We start from the raw sequence: 15,880 nt of genomic DNA, 5'->3' as shown, positions 1-15,880 counted from the left end.
GCGCGGGCGGAATAAACGCCCCGCGCGGGGTTCTATCCATGATGAGTCCCGGCTTCCCCTGAGCCGGTGAAGCTCATGCCCTGAACGTCTCGAGAGCCGGAGAAACGAGCCAATGAAGCGAACGATGATTGTCGCGGGCGTCCTCGTGCTGGGCGCGGGCGCCGTAATGGCGCAGCAGGAGATTGCCGTCCAACAGGACAATCTGATGCGGTCGATCGCCAAGAACCAGTATGGTGTCATCCAGAAGATGACCAAGGGCGACATCCCCTTCGACAAGAAAGCTGCCGATCAGGCCATCGCCAGCATCGAGGCCGACGTCGCCAAGATCGCAAAGACCTTCGAGATCAATCCCAAGCAGGACGTGGTGAACGCGACCTATGGCTCGTCGCCAAAGGTCTGGCAGAACAAGGCCGATTTCGACTCCAAGATTCCACCCGTGCAGAAGGCGATCGCCGACGCCAAGGGCAAGATCACCGACGTTGCGAGCTTGAAAGCGGCCTACACCACGATCAACGATCGCTGCAACGATTGCCACGATACCTATCGGGTGAAGTTGAAATAGCTGGCCACAGAGCCCGTAGCCCGGATGAGCGTAGCGATATCCGGGACAACTATCAGCTCGGCCGGTCTGCCCGGTTTCGCTGCGCTCATCCGGACCACGGGACTCAGCCGCACAGTTCAACGGGAAATTCCGTGCGCAAGGTCTGACGTTCCGCAGGCAGAGCGGCTATCTTTGCTTCAGTTGCCGCGGCGTTGACGAGAGCTGTCGGAACCCAGCGCATCCGCTCCGATTGCCTCGTCAATGCGAAGCCCACCGCGCCGCGAGCCAACCAACAGCGAGACAGGCCATGGCAAAACCGTTCCCGTCGAAGACGCACATCGGCAACCACATGCTGCATCCGGAAACCCTGATGTTGACTTATGGCTATGATCCGCAATTGTCGGAAGGCGCGATCAAGCCGCCGGTGTTCCTGACCTCGACCTTCGTGTTCAAGACCGCTGATGACGGCGAGGACTTCTTCGATTTCGTCGCCGGCCGGCGCGAGCCGCCGGAAGGCATGGGCGCGGGCCTGGTCTATTCGCGCTTCAACCACCCCAACAGCGAAATCGTCGAGGATAGGCTCGCGATCTACGAGCGCACCGAGAGCTGCGCGCTGTTCTCGTCAGGCATGGCGGCGATCGCAACCACGATCCTCGCCTTCGTTCGCCCCGGCGACGTCATCGTGCACTCGCAGCCGCTTTATGGCGGGACGGAAACCCTGCTGACGAACACGCTTGCGCGTCTGTCGATCGGCGCCGTCGGTTTCGCCGACGGCATCGACGAGGCGGCAGTCAAGCAGGCCGCGGAGGAGGCCATGAGCAAGGGGCGGGTTTCGATGATCCTGATCGAAACTCCGGCCAATCCAACCAACGGGCTGGTGGACGTCGCGATGATGCGCCGTGTCGCCGAGGCGATCGGAAAGGCGCAAGGCGACACGCCGATCATCGCCTGCGACAACACGCTACTCGGACCGGTGTTTCAGCGGCCGATCGAGCACGGCGCGGATGTTTCCCTGTACTCACTCACGAAATATGTGGGCGGTCATTCCGACCTGATTGCGGGCGCAGCACTCGGCTCCAAGGCGCTCATGAAGGGCATCAAGGCGCTGCGCGGCGCCATCGGCACCCAGCTCGACCCGCACTCCTGCTGGATGATCAACCGGTCGCTAGAGACGCTGAGCCTGCGCATGGAAAAGGCCAATGCGAATGCGCGCCTCGTGGCGGACTTCCTGCGCGATCATCCCAAGGTAGCCAAGGTCCATTATCTCGGCCATCACGAAGAGGCGTCTGCCGCGGGCCGCGTGTTCGCGCGGCAATGCCTCGGCGCGGGCTCGACGTTCTCCTTCGACATCGCCGGCGGCAAGGACGCCGCGGTCAAATTCCTCAACGCGCTGCAAATCTTCAAGCTCGCTGTGAGCCTCGGCGGAACGGAATCGCTGGCCAGCCTGCCGGCGACGATGACCCATTCCGGCGTTCCCGCCGCCATCCGTCAGAAGATCGGCGTGCTCGATTCCACGATCCGGCTGTCGATCGGCATCGAGAATCCGTCGGACCTGATCGCCGACCTCGCGCAGGCGCTGAACACGGCTTGAGTGTGGCGAGAATCGAAAAGGCCGGACGCCCCTCCGGCGCCCGGCCTTCGCCGACGAAGCCGCGTTGAGAACCTACTTCGTCACCTGGCCGCGGATCTCGCCGCCCGGGTTCGCCGCAGTGTGGATGTTGATGTAGTACTTGCCGCCGAGCAGATCGGCGGCTTGTGCGTCGGTGAGTGTCGCTTCGCCCTTCACGGGGCTTGAAGCCGCATTCGGGATCGGGACGGCAACGCCGGCATTCTTGCCGGCCTCGGCAGGCCCGTGGAAATGCGCGGCGGTGGCCGGCCCGGAGAGGCCCGAGTAGGTGACGGTCCAGGACAATTTCTTGCTGGCGGCGTCATAGTCCATGTCGGCCGTTCCGGTGGCGCTGGTGGTCGTTGGGGGCACTTCGGCCTTGCCGTCCAGCGTCGCCTTCAACTTTTCAGCGCTGGCGGGGCCGGCGAATGCGACCGCAGCGCCGAGGGCCAGCGTGGCGAAAAGAGCTTTGTTCATGGGGTTCTCCTCCCTGTTGACGCCTGATTGCTGTCAACCTGCAAACAGTGCGTCTGCGACTTTATTCCCACGTTCCGGCCAAACCATCTAAATTAATCGTGGCTGGAGCGGGCACGGAATGATCCGTAAGCTCGCGGTCCCGACGGAATGCTTCGATGCTGCGACGAGCGATGCTTGCTGTCCTGATCGCCATGGTTGTGGCGTTCGGCGTCTATTGGTGGCTGACCATGCCGGCCGCCATGGCGGTGCCGGCCGCAACGCGTGCACCCGATCTCGCCAATGGGAAGGAGCTGTTCAACGCCGGCGGCTGTGCGTCCTGTCATGCCGTGCCGAACCAGGACGATCGCCTGCGGCTCGGCGGCGGCCTGCCGCTCGGCTCGCCGTTTGGAACGTTCTACGTCCCCAACATCTCGCCGGATCCCAATGACGGCATCGGCCGCTGGAGCGAAAGCGATTTCGTCAACGCCGTGATGCGCGGCATCTCGCCCGATGGCAAGCACTACTTCCCCGCTTTTCCCTACACGTCGTATCATCTCGCGAAGGTCGACGATGTCCGCGATCTGTTCGCCTACCTCAAGACGTTGCCCGCCGTGCAGGGCAAGTCGCGTGATCACGACGTGCCGTTTCCATTCGATATCCGGCGCAATGTCGGCATCTGGAAATTACTGTTCATGAATACCGGGACGTTCGTGCCGGACGCATCTCGTTCGGAGCAATGGAATCGCGGCGCCTATCTGGTCAACGCATTCGGCCATTGCGCCGAGTGCCACAGCCCGCGCAATGCGCTCGGCGGCATCATCCGCAGCCAGCGCTTCGCCGGCGGTCCCAATCCGGAGGGTGAGGGCTGGGTGCCGAACATCACGCAGAAAGGCATCGGCACGTGGAGCGAAAAGGACATCGCCGACTTTCTCGAGACCGGCGACATGCCCGAGGGCGACAGCGCCTCCGGCGCAATGCGTCCCGTGATCAAGAATCTGGCGCAGCTGACGGCAGAAGATCGCGCGGCGATGGCTGCCTATTTAAAGTCGCTGCCGCCGGTGGACGGGCCGACGCCGCCCAAGCGCAAGGAAGGAAGCTAGAGCAGCTGCTCTAACCCGCGCCGAACGCCTTGAAGGTGATGATGGTGAGGGTGTCCTGGATGCCCGGCAGCACCTGCACCTTCTCGTTGACGAAGTGGCCGATGTCGGTGTCCTTGTCGACGTAGAACTTCACCAGCAGGTCGTATTGGCCGGCCGTGGAGTAGATCTCGGAGGCGATCTCGGCTTCGGCGAGCGCGTTGGCGACCACATAGGATTGGCCGAGCTTGCATTTGATCTGGACGAAAAAGGGAACCATCGCGGTCACTCCGAAAGCACATCTGGCCGGCTAATAGGCCAAACCCGGCGGGGTTTAGCAAGCGGCCGGCCGCCTGCACAAGCCGCCAGGGCCGGTCCGCCGCTCAGGAGGCGACGGCCGCAGCAGTGAATGCATCCCGAAGCCGCTGCGCCAGCTCGACCTTGCGATAGGGCTTGGTCAGCACGATCGCCTGCGCATGCGCGCGGCCCTGCTCGACCAGTGTCTCCAGCGCATAGCCCGAGGTGAACAGGACGGGCAGCGAGGGGCGAATCCGCCGCGCCTGATCGGCGAGATCCCAGCCGCTCATGCCACCGGGCATCACGATGTCGGTGAACAGCAGGTCGATGCCGGGATCGGTGCGCAGCTGCTGCAAGGCCTCCTTGCCGTTGACCGCGGCAACGACGCGATAGCCGAGCGCTTCAACCCTGCGAATGACTGAGGAGCGGACGAACGGATCGTCTTCGGCGATCAGGATGGTCTCGTATCCGCGCGGCGCCGCATCCTCGCCGTCGGCAAGCTCGGCCTGGGATTGTCCCACGGGGGCGCGGGGCAAATAGAGCCGGACCGTGGTGCCGAGGCCCGGCTCGCTGTAGATCGAGACGTGGCCGCCTGATTGCTTGGCAAAGCCATAGACCATGGAGAGGCCGAGACCCGAGCCCTTGCCGACCTCCTTGGTGGTGAAGAACGGCTCGAAGGCGCGGGCGCTGACCTCAGCCGTCATGCCTTCGCCGTCGTCGGTGACCGAGATCAAGGCGTATGTGCCGGAGGCGACTTCGGGGTGAAGGGCGCGATAATCGTCGTCGATCGCGGTCAGCTCCGTGCTCAGCGTCAGATGCCCTCCTGCCGGCATGGCGTCCTGCGCGTTGAGCGCGAGATTGAGCACGGCGGATTCGAGCTGGGCGCGATCGGCAAAGGCCATGATCGTGCCGGAGCCGGAACTTGTCCTGATCTCGATGTCTTCGCGCAAGGTGCGTTTGAGCAGCTTGAACATGGAATCGAGCAGGCCGCGGCAGTCGATCATCTGCGGCTGGAGCAATTGGCGGCGGCTGAAGGCGAGCAGCCGCTGCGTCAGCTCGGCGCCCCGTTCGCCCGACTGGCAGATGTCTTCGGCAAAGCGCCTGAGGTCGGGCCTGGCCTTGAGCTGCTCGCTGAGATGTTCGGCGTTGCCGATGATCACAGTGAGCAGATTGTTGAAATCGTGCGCGATGCCGCCGGAGAGCTGGCCGACCGTCTCCATCTTCTGCGCCTGCTGCAGCTGTTGCTCGGTGAGCTTGCGCGCGGAGAGGTCGTGGATGATGCCGACGAAGATCAATTCGCCGTCCTGCCGCGCCTGACCCACCGACAGGTCCATCGGAAAGGTCGATCCGTCCTTGCGCAGGCCGACGGATTCGCCGCCGGTCGCGAAATGCCGCGTGGCATTGTCGGACGAAGCGTCCGCCTCGGGCATCAGCGTGCTGACGTTCCAGCCCATGACCTCATCGGCCTGATAGCCGAACAGGCGCTCGCAGGCCGGATTGAACAGCAGGATGCGGTCCTGCGCATCGAACAGGATGACGCCGTCGACCGCGGTCTCGACGATCGCGGTGAGGCGCGCCACGCTGTCGCGCATCGCGCGCTGGGCATCGCTGACCTGCTGCAGCAGAAGCGTGGCGTCCCGGCTCTTGATCTCCTCTTCCTCGAGCGCGGCCTGGACCTGCCGCAGCTCGAACGGAGAGGGAATGGTCAGGATCTTCGGCAGCAGCGGCCAGAGCGCGGCGGCGGTGAAGACCGAGGCGACTGCTGTTGCCGCCTTGAGGAGGCCCTCGATGCCGTAGATTGGGACCCAGAGCGTGTAGATCGACAGCACATGGGTCAGGCCGCAAGCCATGATGAAGATGGCGAACGCCCAATAGACCCAGCCGAATTTGAGATCGCGCCGCTTGGTGACGAGGATCGCGAGGGCAAACGGAATGGAAAAGTAGGCGGCCGCGATGCAGGCGTCGGAGACCACATGGAGCCAGACCAGCTGGGGTTCCCACAACAGGCAGATGCCGTGCGGCGACAGCATCGAGGAGTCGAGGAGACGTTCAAGATAGGCCCACATAGTTCCACCCGGGAGACGTTGCGAGCCTGGAGCGGCTCGCGCGATTCGCGTCGCTGGACGATTCCACCACCTAACGTCTCACTCAACTCTGTGAACGCCAAGGGCAGGCTGGCAAAGCCATGGCGCGGCTCGACTTTTCACGCCCGCCCGATTGCGAGGGAGATGCGGCGACGGTCGCAAGTCCAGCGTGCGAGCGAATCACCGCCGCGCTTGCTGGGGTTCCACGGTCGCGCTAGGACAGGCCATGACGCTCGCTTCAACCAGATGCATCCCGCGATGACGACCCCGGTCGCACTCACCATCGCCGGCTCGGATTCGAGCGGCGGCGCCGGCATCCAGGCGGACCTGAAGACGTTCGCCGCGCTCGGCGTCTATGGCGCGTCCGCCATCACGGCGCTGACGGCGCAGAATACGCGCGGCGTGACGGGCATTCACGCCACGCCGGCTGAGTTCGTCACGGCGCAGATCGATGCGGTGTTCTCCGACCTCGACGTCGGCGCCGTGAAGATCGGCATGGTGGCCCAGGTCGCCAGCATCGAGGCGATCGCGAGCGCATTGTCGCGCTGGGCGCCGCGCCACGTCGTGCTCGATCCCGTGATGGTGGCAACCTCCGGCGACCGGCTGCTGGCGTCTGAAGCAGTCGAGGCGTTGCGCACGCGACTCATTCCGCTGGCATCGGTGATCACGCCGAACCTGCCCGAGGCCGCCGCGCTGCTCGACGAGCCCGTGGCGGCGAGCGAGGCTGCAATCGAAAGCCAGGGGCGCCGGCTGCTGGCGCTCGGCTGCCGTGCCGTCCTGGTTAAGGGCGGACACGGCGAGGGCGCGGAGAGCACCGACTATCTGGTTGATGCCGACACCACGATCGCGCTCGCCGCGCCCCGCATCGCCACTGGGAATACCCATGGCACCGGCTGCTCACTGTCATCGGCGATCGCGGCGGGCCTCGCCAAGGGCGAGGAACTCGAGCAAGCCGTACGCAACGCCAAGGCCTGGATCAGCGCGGCGATCGCGGCCGCCGATCGCTTCAGCGTCGGCCACGGCCACGGACCGGTCCATCATTTCCACAGGTTTTACTGACGCGGCAACGCCTGAACACACGCCTCGTCCTTCGAGAGGACCGCTTGCCCTCGAACGAGGTCGGACTGGCACGGGCAGTCCCTGCGGCGCCATGTCGCCTGATTGTCGCATGCGACTGATATTCGCGGGCAGGGCGAGGCGAGGTTTGATTCGTATCTGAGGGTGCCTCAAGGGTTCAATCGGTCATCTCCCTGTCACGGGACATTGTTACGGGTTGGCGCATGGGAAGTTACGATGTGAGTGACGAGAGCCCGGAGCGGCGCTTTCGCACGTTGTTCATCTCCGACGTCCATCTCGGAGCCCGCGGTTCCCAAGCCGATCTTCTGCTCGACTTCCTGCGCTACCACGACGCCGACACCATCTATCTCGTCGGCGACATCGTCGACGGCTGGGCGCTGAAATCGAGCTGGCACTGGCCGCAATCGCATAACGACCTGGTACAGAAGCTGTTGCGCAAGGCGCGCAAGGGCGCCAAGGTCATCTACATTCCCGGCAATCACGACGAATTCCTGCGCAATTACTACGGCACGCATTTCGGCGGCATCGACGTCGTCGAGAACACCGTCCATACGGGTGCCGACGGCAAGCGCTACCTGGTTATCCACGGTGACATCTTCGACCTCGTGGTGCAGAACGCGCGCTGGCTCGCCCATCTCGGCGACAAGGCCTACGACTTCGCGATTCAGATGAATCGCTTCGTCAACTTCTTCCGCCGCCTGTTCGGCGTGCCCTATTGGTCGCTGTCGCAATGGGCCAAGCAGAAGGTGAAGAACGCCGTCAACTATATCGGCGCGTTCGAGCAGGCGCTCGCCGCCGAGGCGCGGCGCCACGACGCCGACGGCGTGATCTGCGGCCATATCCACTACGCCGTGATCCGCGACGAAGGCGGCATCCGCTACATGAATTGCGGCGATTGGGTCGAGAGCTGCACGGCCCTCGTCGAGCACGACGACGGCCATTTCGAGATCATCACCTGGGCGGACCAACTTCAGAAGCCGGCAGCCGTCCCGCAGGTCGCGGCAAGAGCTGCGTGACGAGAGCCGCCTGATGCGCATCCTGGTCGCGACCGACGCCTGGCACCCGCAAGTCAACGGTGTGGTTCGGACGCTGACCAAGCTCGCCGACGCCGGCAAGAGCCTCGGCGTCGAGTTCGCGTTCCTGACGCCGCAATCGTTTCGCACCTTCGCGATGCCGAGCTATCGCGACGTGCGCCTCGCCATGCCGCGGCCGGCGCGTATCGCGAAGCTGATCGAGGAAGCGCGCCCGGACAGCATCCACATCGCGACGGAAGGTCCGATCGGCCTGATGGTCCGCCGCTATTGCCGCCAGCGCAAGCTGCCGTTCACGACCAGCTTCCATACCCGCTTTCCCGAATATGTCCGCGCCCGGGTGCCGGTGCCGGGCTCGCTGATCTGGCGGGCGCTGCGCCGTTTCCACAGTCCCAGCCGCGCCGTGATGGCGGCAACGCCGGCGCTCGCCCGCGAGCTGACCGAGCGCGGTTTCGACAATGTCGTGCTGTGGCCCCGCGGTGTCGACACCCAGCTGTTCCATCCGCGTCCCGTCGATCTCTGCCTGCCTGCGCCGGTGTTCCTGTCGGTCGGCCGGGTCGCAGTGGAGAAAAATCTCGAGGCCTTCCTCGATCTCGACCTGCCCGGCACGAAGGTAATCGTCGGCGACGGTCCGGCGCGCGCCGCGCTCGAAGAGGCCTATCCCGAGGCGATCTTCCTCGGCGAGAAGCACGGCGAGGGGCTGGCGGAAATCTATGCCGCGGCCGACGTCTTCGTGTTCCCAAGCAAGACCGACACGTTCGGCCTGGTCCTGCTGGAAGCGCTCGCCAGCGGCCTGCCGGTGGCCGCTTTCCCGGTGAAGGGACCTCGCGACGTGATCGGCAATGCGCCGGTCGGCGTCCTCGATCACGATCTCCGCAACGCCTGCCTCGCCGCGCTCGACATCTCCCGGCAGGACTGCGTCGCCTTCGCCGCCAATTACACCTGGGAAGCCTCGGCCCGGGTCTTCATCGACAGCATCCAGGCGGTCGGCGCGGTGCTGCCCGGCCGGAACGGCGCGGAACAACCGCGCTTTGTGGCCTGATCGGGAAGAATCCTCTCGCGGAGGTGTCTTGCCCGGTCCTCATTGGCCGCGATAACATTCCGCCATGACCGAACAGCTCCTCCCGGTCGGCCCCGCCGACATCGATGCCGCGGCGCGCGTGATCGCGCCTTACGCCATCCGCACCCCGCTGTTGTCTTTTCCCGTGCTCAACGAGCGTGTCGGCGCAAAGGTCTTCCTGAAGCCGGAGATGCTCCAGCGCACCGGCTCCTTCAAGTTCCGCGGCGCCTTCAACAAGGTGTTCTCGATCCCGCAGGACAAGCGTGCAGGCGGCGTGGTCGCGTTCTCCTCGGGCAACCACGCCCAGGGCGTGGCGGCCGCGGCGAAGATCCTCGACATGCAGGCGACCATCGTGATGCCGGCGGATGCGCCGCTGTCCAAGCGCGAGCGCACCAAATCCTACGGTGCCGAGGTCGTGCTGTACGATCGCGACCGCGACGACCGCGAGGCGATCTCGCGCGGCATCGCCGAGAAGCGCGGCGCGACGCTGGTCAAGCCGTACGACGATCCCTTCGTGATCGCGGGGCAGGGCACCGCCGGCCGCGAAATCGCGGAGGACATGGCAGGCCTTGGACTTGCCCCCGACATCGTGGTGGCGCCGGCCTCCGGCGGCGGCCTGATCGCGGGCGTGGCGACCGCCGTCAAGGCGCGCTATCCGCAAGCGCAGATCGTCGTGGCCGAGCCCGAGGCGTTCGACGATCACGGCATTTCGCTGACCGCAGGCCATCGCGAGCCGCATCCGCCGGCGGGCCGTACCATCTGCGACGCGCTGATGGCCTTGATGCCCGGCGAGATGACGTTCGCGATCAACAGCAAGCTGCTGGCGCGCGGCGTCACCGCATCGGACAAGGAAGTCGGCGCGGCCGTTGCGTTTGCCTATCGCGAGCTCAAGCTCGTGGTCGAGCCGGGCGGCGCCGTGGGCCTCGCTGCGCTGCTTGCCGGGCGCCTCGACGTCGCCGGCAAGAACGTCGTCATCGTGCTCTCCGGCGGCAATGTCGATGCGGACTTGTTCGCGGAGCTGGTGGCCTGATCCCTCACGCGTCCCGCTTCGCCTCTTCCCCCTCGTAGTAACCACGTATGGGATGAGTGTTGGGCGCACGATGTGCCCACAGGCGTCCAGGCCGGGCTTGTCCCGGCCATCCACGCCCTTCCATGCAGCACAAAGAACGTGGATGCCCGGGCCTTCGCCTCGCCGAAGCGGCTTCGGCCGCGCAGGCGGGACAAGCCCGGGCATGACGGCCTTTTCTGGGTTTGCAATTGATGCGCCGAGCGGCCTCGCTTCAGTTCCCTGACATGAAGAGGGGCAGAGCGTGGCGGCTCTGCCCCTTTCTCGTATGTGCCGCCCAGCAATCAGCGCATGAAGCCACCGCGACGGTTGCCGCCGCCATTCATGCTCGGCGCCTGGTTCATCGACTGCCGGAAGTTGTTGTTGCTGCTGACCATGCGGCTCGGCATCGTGTTGAGCTGCGGACGGCGATTCTGCAAATTGTTCTGCACCTGCACCTTGGTCATCGGAGCGTTGTTGATCTTCACGCCGTTGGTGATGCGGATCGGACGGTTCTGCGTCTGAACGTCGACCGGCTTCGGCGCGACGTTCGGGCCGCCCTTGCCGACATTCACCGGCATGCTGACGATTTTGCCCGGCTTGCCGCTGTTGTTGCCGTTGGGCGTGGTGTTGGTCGCAGGCAGGGTCACGATCTTGCCGCCGCCATTGGCGTTGGTGGCATTGGTCGGCGCGGGCAGGGTGACGATCTTGCCCGGCGTCGGCGACGGCGTGCCGTTCGGCTGGTTGTTAGCCGCCGGCAGTTTGACGATCTGGCCGCCATTGCCGAGCTTGCCGATGTTGTTGTCGAGCGGCTTCTGCACGATCGGCAGATTGCCATTGATCTGCGCGCCGCCATTGCCGGGCATCACCGGCATGTATTTGGGCTGACCGAGATTGCCGATCTTGAGCGTCGGGGCAATGGTCTGCGGCGCCAGGAACTTGGTCGCCTGCATCAGCGGGATCTGCTTCGGCTGCGCCTGCAGCTTCAGCGCGACTTGCGCATAGGGGCTGTTGCCGTAGCTGTCATAGAAGCTCTTGTAGGCGACCGGCGAGTTCGCGAGCACCGCCTTGTGCCAGGCCTGCGTGAGCAGGAGGTTGTTGAGCAGCCAGCGGATGTGGTCGCACAGCGGATCGTGCGGGTACATCCGGATGAACTCCTGATAATATTCCGGCCGGCCCTCGGACACGACGTAGTCGTAGGCCTGGCGAGTCGAGCGGCTCGGCAGGTTGGAGGCCATCTGCACCACAGGCGCTTTCACCGGCGCACGATTGGCGGCAACGGCGGTGTCACCGAAGAAGGTGAAGTCGGACGTCAGCGACGAGCTCTCCCACGGGATCTGTGCGCCGCTGGTGGTCTGGTTCACCTGGAGGCGCACGCGCTTGAACAGCTGCTCGATCGGCACGTTGGGCTCGCGCGCGACGTTCAGGAAAGCCTGGGTGTAGGGGCTATGGTTGCCGGTACCGTCGAGCGCTTCGGCGCCGGGCGCGGTCGAGTAGCCGACGATCGAGCCGTTCGGCGCATCGACGATGGCAAGGCCGCGGCCGGCGTCGTTGACCTCGGGAAAGGGATTGTTGCGGCAGGCATCGAGGATCACGATGCGCATGCGGCTCGGGATCGTCTCCAGTGTCGACATCACGTCGACCAGACGCACCGAGTTGTTGACGAGCTCGGTCGGGCTGGACACCTTGGCATCGACGGGAACGAGATAGTTCTCACCGGCGAGCTGCACGCCGTGACCGGCATAATAGACCATCGCCACCGTGTTCGGGCCGCGCGACGCGACCTTGGCGGAAAAGTCCTGGACGACGCGGAGCATGTCGTCCTGGGTCAAGTCGGTTGCGGCGACCACTTCGAAGCCGGCGGAATTCAGGAACCGCGCCATCGATTGCGCGTCATCGTCGGGGTTCGCAAGCTGCGGCGCGTTCTTGTAATTGGCATTGCCGATCACCAGCGCCACCCGCTGCTCCGGGCCTTGCAGCGCGGAGGGGGCCGGCTGGACCGGGGCGACTTGCGCGGAAACGGGCCCGCAACTGAAGCCGAACAGACTTCCCAGCAGGCTGGCCGTCATCAGGAAAGGCTTTAGGCGGAACATGGCGTGCTCCTTTGGCACTCATCTCGATGCGAGATTGGTTGCGAGCAAGCCTGAACGCGTTCGAGCGTGGGGTCCGTGATCCCGGTCACCATGGGCGGTAGACGTGATCTAGATCACGCTGGGAACCTGCTATGGTGAACGATCGATTGGGAGGAAGTCCGTCACATGCTGAAATCGATCGATCCGATCCTGACGCCCGACCTGCTCTGGCTGCTCGCCGCCATGGGCCACGGCGACGACCTCGTTTTCGTGGACGCCAACCACCCGGCGGCCCGCATTGCCGCGGCAACATCCTCGCAGCGCCTGATCCAGCTGCCGGGCATGACCATGCAGACGGCGGCCCGCGCCATCATGTCGGTCTATCCGCTCGACGATTTCGATCCCGATCCGGTGCGCGTGATGATGCCGGTCGACGATCCCGACCGCGTGCCCGAGGTACAGCGGGCCGTGCTGGCCGAGATCGAACGCGCGGCCGGACGCGCGGTCGTCCCCGGCAAGCTCGCGCGCTCGGATTTCTATCACGCGGCGGCCGCAGGCTTCGGCGTCGTGCAGGTGGGAGACAGCAGGGGCTATGGTTGCTTCCTGATCAGGAAGGGCGTGATAGGAATATCATGAAGCATCCATCCTCACTGATCGTGTTCGGCGGCCTTCCAGGTGCCGGTAAGACGACGATCGCTCGCGAACTCACCGCCAGGCTGGCGGCGACGTATCTTCGGATCGATGCGATCGAGCAGCCATTGCGGGACGCGGGCCTCATCGTCGGCGCAGCCGGCTATGCCGTTGCCAACACGCTGGCCGCCGAAAACCTCAAGCTCGGGCGCATCGTCATCGCCGACTGCGTCAATCCCGTGCAGGCAAGCCGCGCCGCATGGCGACAGACTGCCTTGCGGACCGGCGCATGCATCGTCGAGATTGAAGTGATTTGCAGCGAACCGGCGTTACACCGGCGGCGCGTGGAAAGCCGCTTGTCCGACATCGACGGTCACAAGCTTCCAACCTGGGATGACGTCGTGAACCAGACTTACGAGCCGTGGGATCGGGAGCACCTGGTGCTCGATACGGCCGAGAGTTCGCTCGATCATCTCCTGGACCGCGTCGAAGCCCATGTGCGCGACAAGATCGGCTGATCGTCTTACTGGCGTTTGGTGGGGCGAAACGCCTCGCACCTGAATTTGAGTGGCCTTCTGGCATCCGCCTGTCTATGGTCGATCCATGTCTCGCCTGATGTGTCTATTTGTTGCCGTCATCCTGTCTCTGCTGCCCGCCACAGCGCCCGCTGAGCCAGTTCAAAAGCGTCCCAAGCCGGTTTGGAAAGGTTACGGCTTCCTGCCGGGCTATCGGCAGCCGCTGAGCAACAGCATTCCGCTCTACAAGCAGAAGGACGCGATGCGCCGCATGTCGCGCGCCGACCGGCGCCACTGGTACATCGACCCGGTTCCGCAGTACTACCGCTGGGACGGCGAGTGGCACTATTTCGGCCGCCCCGGCTTCAACGGCGGTCGCTACAACGGTGGCAGCTTCGGCCCATGCTGGACCCGTACGCCGATCGGGGCGGTGTGGAATTGCGGGTGATGGGGGTCGCTGGGCAGCTAACGGAAACTGCGGACGACCTCGATCATGCCGACGATGGCAGCGTTAAACGCATTGAGATCCTCAGCCGGAATCCAGTACTCCAAGTGTGAGCGTCCGCCCGCTTCCTGCACGTCGTATTTTTCGATGAAGCTGCGCTTGACCTTAAAGCGCGTCACGAAGCCCGAGCCGCTCGCCGGAACATTCCAGTCGCGTGCGATCTTGATGGCGTATTCTTCAGTCAGCACCGGATAGAAAATCGGCTGGTCAGGCAGGCGCGGAGGAAACGCGCGCATGCCGGATTGCCGGATCAACTCCAGTTCTTTCGGACCGACGGGACGCCAGAGGGTGAGGGTATCTTCGGCGGGGCACATGTCAATGAGGTCCAAGCTCGAGCGTCGTCATTGCGAGGAGCGAAGCGACGAAGCAATCCAGAGTCTTTCCGCGGAGGGATTCTGGATTGCTTCGCTGTGCTCGCAATGACGGCGTGGAGAGAGCGCAAGTCTCTTACGAAAAGAACGCGATTTTCTCGGCCTGGGTCATGCGGCGGATCGGACCGAGCGGGTCGTTGGCGGCGGCGCGCGGCCTTTGCAGGATGCCGCTGGCGAGGATGGTGGCGCCGAGCGAGGGCTCGGGCGAGGACAGCGGCGAGGGCATCGGCAGAGCCGCGTTGGGCGCCGCGCCGAGCGTTGCCGTCGCGGCCATCGCCGGCGCCTGCTGCTCCATCACCTCGGCGGCGGCTTCAGCGATGGCGTCGGTGAGGCGGGCAAGCGAGTCCATCGCGATCGGCGCGTCCGCGGCGGGCTCTTCCGTGACCGCTGCGACGATCGGCTCTGGTGCGATCGGCTGCTGCGGCTCCGCGGCAATGGGAGCTGCGACCTCTACTGCCATCGGCGTCGGCGCGGCCGCTTCAATCTCCGCCGGCTCGATGATCTCGTCGAACTCCGGATCGGGCGCGGCCATCTCCAGCGCGATGGCGTCCAGAATGGCTTCGTCCTCGGCTTCCGCGGCGGCGTCGAGCGAGAACTCGTCGGTGACTTCCACGAAGGCGGCGGTCTCTGCGACTGGCTCTTCAAACGCAACGCCTCGAGGCGCGCCTGCTTCACGTGCCGCGTCTTCGGGTCCGGCTTCGCCCAGTCCGGCCGGGCTTTCGGCCGCGATGTCCGGCGCGAGGGCGATCTCCATCGCTTGCTCGGCGATGGCGGTCGTATCGGCGACGTCAGCTGCTTCGACGGCGGCGCCGGTCTCGGGAGCTGTTGCGACGTCCTGCGGCGTCTCCGTAAAAGCCACGGGGGCTTCGCTCGCCACCGCGCCAAGCGCGACCTCCGCAGGCGCGACCTCCGCCGCGGATGACGCCGCCTCCTGCCTCGGAGCCGGCGCGGCCTGCGGCGTTGCGTCGCCGTCGAGCTGCTCGACGCGATCCTTCAGCAGATCGAAGGCGGCCTTGAGCTCGACGCGGGGGTCGATGGTCGAAATCTGGCCGCAGGCAGCCTCGATCGAAGCCAGCTGCGAATCAATGAGGTCGCAGATTCGCCCGTCGGCGCCGATCTCGCGCCAGCGCCAGGAGATCTCCTTGATGATGCGCACCCCGCGCGGGATCGGCGCGAGGCTCGCCTCGATCGCCGCGGGATCGAATGCCGCGATCGCGATCGTCTCAGCCTCGCGGATGGCGCGGCGGATCTCGATTAGCGCCTCGGGCAGGCGGTCCTCGACGACGGGTTGTCGCTGTGCCGCAAGGGTTTCTTCGATCTTCGCGACCGCGTCGAGCACCATGCGGGTGTCGGCATTGCGGTTGCGCTTGGCGTATTCGCCGAGGAACCAGCGGCCGCGCGCGGTCTCCATGAAGGCTTCGCGGATCGCGTCGTAATCCTGCTCGTTCGGCTCGGCCGCGCGGGCAGACATGGGCGAGAGGGCGAATGCTTCGTTGGCCATGACAATCTCGTCG

Annotated in this window: 16 protein-coding genes; 10 read left to right on the top strand and 6 right to left on the bottom strand. The window is 65.1% G+C overall.

Going from position 1 to position 15,880, the window contains the following annotated elements; translation table 11 throughout:
• The first annotated feature begins 112 nt into the window (after window positions 1–112).
• Window positions 113–562 (top strand): c-type cytochrome, encoded by a 450-nt coding sequence (locus LPJ38_RS31575; RefSeq protein WP_145628863.1) that lies wholly within the window; start codon window positions 113–115, stop codon window positions 560–562.
• A 286-nt stretch (window positions 563–848) separates the two neighbouring features.
• A complete protein-coding gene (locus tag LPJ38_RS31570; protein ID WP_145628861.1) occupies window positions 849–2,132 on the top strand; it encodes a cystathionine gamma-synthase family protein in 1,284 nt (427 codons plus the stop codon).
• A 72-nt stretch (window positions 2,133–2,204) separates the two neighbouring features.
• Here LPJ38_RS31570 and LPJ38_RS31565 read toward each other — a convergent pair whose 3' ends face one another.
• Window positions 2,205–2,624: a CHRD domain-containing protein gene (locus tag LPJ38_RS31565; RefSeq protein WP_145628859.1), complete on the bottom strand. Its 420-nt coding sequence runs from the start codon at window positions 2,622–2,624 to the stop codon at window positions 2,205–2,207.
• Window positions 2,625–2,779: 155 nt separating this feature from the next.
• Here LPJ38_RS31565 and LPJ38_RS31560 point away from each other — a divergent pair, with 155 nt between their 5' ends.
• Window positions 2,780–3,703: a c-type cytochrome gene (locus LPJ38_RS31560; protein WP_145628857.1), complete on the top strand. Its 924-nt coding sequence runs from the start codon at window positions 2,780–2,782 to the stop codon at window positions 3,701–3,703.
• Window positions 3,704–3,713: 10 nt separating this feature from the next.
• Here LPJ38_RS31560 and LPJ38_RS31555 read toward each other — a convergent pair whose 3' ends face one another.
• Both LPJ38_RS31555 and LPJ38_RS31550 read right to left on the bottom strand, forming a co-directional pair.
• The gene (locus LPJ38_RS31555) at window positions 3,714–3,959 is read right to left on the bottom strand and encodes an Lrp/AsnC ligand binding domain-containing protein (protein WP_008554991.1); all 246 of its coding nucleotides are present in this window, start codon (window positions 3,957–3,959) and stop codon (window positions 3,714–3,716) included.
• A gap of 103 nt (window positions 3,960–4,062) precedes the next feature.
• On the bottom strand, window positions 4,063–6,042 hold the full coding sequence (locus LPJ38_RS31550; RefSeq protein WP_145628854.1) for a PAS domain S-box protein: 1,980 nt from the start codon (window positions 6,040–6,042) through the stop codon (window positions 4,063–4,065).
• 276 nt (window positions 6,043–6,318) lie between these two features.
• Between LPJ38_RS31550 and thiD the strand changes: the two genes are divergently transcribed.
• From thiD to LPJ38_RS31530, 4 genes are all read left to right on the top strand, one after another.
• Window positions 6,319–7,119: a bifunctional hydroxymethylpyrimidine kinase/phosphomethylpyrimidine kinase gene (gene thiD / locus LPJ38_RS31545; protein ID WP_145628852.1), complete on the top strand. Its 801-nt coding sequence runs from the start codon at window positions 6,319–6,321 to the stop codon at window positions 7,117–7,119.
• A gap of 221 nt (window positions 7,120–7,340) precedes the next feature.
• Window positions 7,341–8,153 carry a UDP-2,3-diacylglucosamine diphosphatase gene (locus LPJ38_RS31540; RefSeq protein WP_145628850.1) on the top strand — a complete coding sequence of 271 codons (813 nt, stop codon included), beginning with the start codon at window positions 7,341–7,343 and terminating at the stop codon, window positions 8,151–8,153.
• A 13-nt stretch (window positions 8,154–8,166) separates the two neighbouring features.
• Window positions 8,167–9,210 carry a glycosyltransferase family 4 protein gene (locus LPJ38_RS31535; RefSeq protein ID WP_145628848.1) on the top strand — a complete coding sequence of 348 codons (1,044 nt, stop codon included), beginning with the start codon at window positions 8,167–8,169 and terminating at the stop codon, window positions 9,208–9,210.
• 64 nt (window positions 9,211–9,274) lie between these two features.
• Window positions 9,275–10,258, top strand: a complete 984-nt coding sequence (locus tag LPJ38_RS31530) for a threonine/serine dehydratase family protein (protein ID WP_145628846.1) — start codon at window positions 9,275–9,277, stop codon at window positions 10,256–10,258.
• 320 nt (window positions 10,259–10,578) lie between these two features.
• On the opposite strand, the gene LPJ38_RS31525 is transcribed toward LPJ38_RS31530, so the two are convergent.
• Window positions 10,579–12,366, bottom strand: a complete 1,788-nt coding sequence (locus LPJ38_RS31525; protein WP_167520251.1) for a caspase family protein — start codon at window positions 12,364–12,366, stop codon at window positions 10,579–10,581.
• A 165-nt stretch (window positions 12,367–12,531) separates the two neighbouring features.
• Here LPJ38_RS31525 and LPJ38_RS31520 point away from each other — a divergent pair, with 165 nt between their 5' ends.
• From LPJ38_RS31520 to LPJ38_RS31510, 3 genes are all read left to right on the top strand, one after another.
• On the top strand, window positions 12,532–12,981 hold the full coding sequence (locus tag LPJ38_RS31520) for an RbsD/FucU family protein (RefSeq protein WP_145628842.1): 450 nt from the start codon (window positions 12,532–12,534) through the stop codon (window positions 12,979–12,981).
• A 20-nt stretch (window positions 12,982–13,001) separates the two neighbouring features.
• Window positions 13,002–13,493 carry a P-loop nucleotide/nucleoside kinase family protein gene (locus LPJ38_RS31515; protein ID WP_347339007.1) on the top strand — a complete coding sequence of 164 codons (492 nt, stop codon included), beginning with the start codon at window positions 13,002–13,004 and terminating at the stop codon, window positions 13,491–13,493.
• Between the two features lie 85 nt (window positions 13,494–13,578).
• Window positions 13,579–13,938 (top strand): hypothetical protein, encoded by a 360-nt coding sequence (locus LPJ38_RS31510; RefSeq protein ID WP_145628838.1) that lies wholly within the window; start codon window positions 13,579–13,581, stop codon window positions 13,936–13,938.
• A gap of 17 nt (window positions 13,939–13,955) precedes the next feature.
• Here the strand turns inward: LPJ38_RS31510 and LPJ38_RS31505 are convergent, their stop codons facing one another.
• Both LPJ38_RS31505 and LPJ38_RS31500 read right to left on the bottom strand, forming a co-directional pair.
• Complete coding sequence (locus LPJ38_RS31505; protein ID WP_145629390.1) at window positions 13,956–14,309, bottom strand: ADP-ribosylation/crystallin J1; 354 nt, start codon at window positions 14,307–14,309, stop codon at window positions 13,956–13,958.
• 133 nt (window positions 14,310–14,442) lie between these two features.
• Complete coding sequence (locus LPJ38_RS31500) at window positions 14,443–15,867, bottom strand: hypothetical protein (RefSeq protein ID WP_167520250.1); 1,425 nt, start codon at window positions 15,865–15,867, stop codon at window positions 14,443–14,445.
• Window positions 15,868–15,880: the final 13 nt, after the last annotated feature.

The organism is Bradyrhizobium daqingense (genome assembly GCF_021044685.1).
GTDB classification, from domain to species: domain Bacteria; phylum Pseudomonadota; class Alphaproteobacteria; order Rhizobiales; family Xanthobacteraceae; genus Bradyrhizobium; species Bradyrhizobium daqingense.
This window is presented reverse-complemented; position numbering and strand designations above follow the sequence as displayed.

Coding starts and splice junctions, on each gene's coding strand:
- LPJ38_RS31530 (WP_145628846.1), top strand. CDS start 9,275: ATGACCGAACAGCTCCTCCCGGTCGGCCCCGCCGACATCGATGCCGCG.
- LPJ38_RS31565 (WP_145628859.1), bottom strand. CDS start 2,624: ATGAACAAAGCTCTTTTCGCCACGCTGGCCCTCGGCGCTGCGGTCGCA.
- LPJ38_RS31555 (WP_008554991.1), bottom strand. CDS start 3,959: ATGGTTCCCTTTTTCGTCCAGATCAAATGCAAGCTCGGCCAATCCTAT.
- LPJ38_RS31540 (WP_145628850.1), top strand. CDS start 7,341: ATGGGAAGTTACGATGTGAGTGACGAGAGCCCGGAGCGGCGCTTTCGC.
- LPJ38_RS31510 (WP_145628838.1), top strand. CDS start 13,579: ATGTCTCGCCTGATGTGTCTATTTGTTGCCGTCATCCTGTCTCTGCTG.
- LPJ38_RS31570 (WP_145628861.1), top strand. CDS start 849: ATGGCAAAACCGTTCCCGTCGAAGACGCACATCGGCAACCACATGCTG.
- LPJ38_RS31500 (WP_167520250.1), bottom strand. CDS start 15,867: ATGGCCAACGAAGCATTCGCCCTCTCGCCCATGTCTGCCCGCGCGGCC.
- LPJ38_RS31525 (WP_167520251.1), bottom strand. CDS start 12,366: ATGTTCCGCCTAAAGCCTTTCCTGATGACGGCCAGCCTGCTGGGAAGT.
- thiD (WP_145628852.1), top strand. CDS start 6,319: ATGACGACCCCGGTCGCACTCACCATCGCCGGCTCGGATTCGAGCGGC.
- LPJ38_RS31575 (WP_145628863.1), top strand. CDS start 113: ATGAAGCGAACGATGATTGTCGCGGGCGTCCTCGTGCTGGGCGCGGGC.
- LPJ38_RS31535 (WP_145628848.1), top strand. CDS start 8,167: ATGCGCATCCTGGTCGCGACCGACGCCTGGCACCCGCAAGTCAACGGT.
- LPJ38_RS31520 (WP_145628842.1), top strand. CDS start 12,532: ATGCTGAAATCGATCGATCCGATCCTGACGCCCGACCTGCTCTGGCTG.
- LPJ38_RS31560 (WP_145628857.1), top strand. CDS start 2,780: ATGCTGCGACGAGCGATGCTTGCTGTCCTGATCGCCATGGTTGTGGCG.
- LPJ38_RS31505 (WP_145629390.1), bottom strand. CDS start 14,309: ATGTGCCCCGCCGAAGATACCCTCACCCTCTGGCGTCCCGTCGGTCCG.
- LPJ38_RS31550 (WP_145628854.1), bottom strand. CDS start 6,042: ATGTGGGCCTATCTTGAACGTCTCCTCGACTCCTCGATGCTGTCGCCG.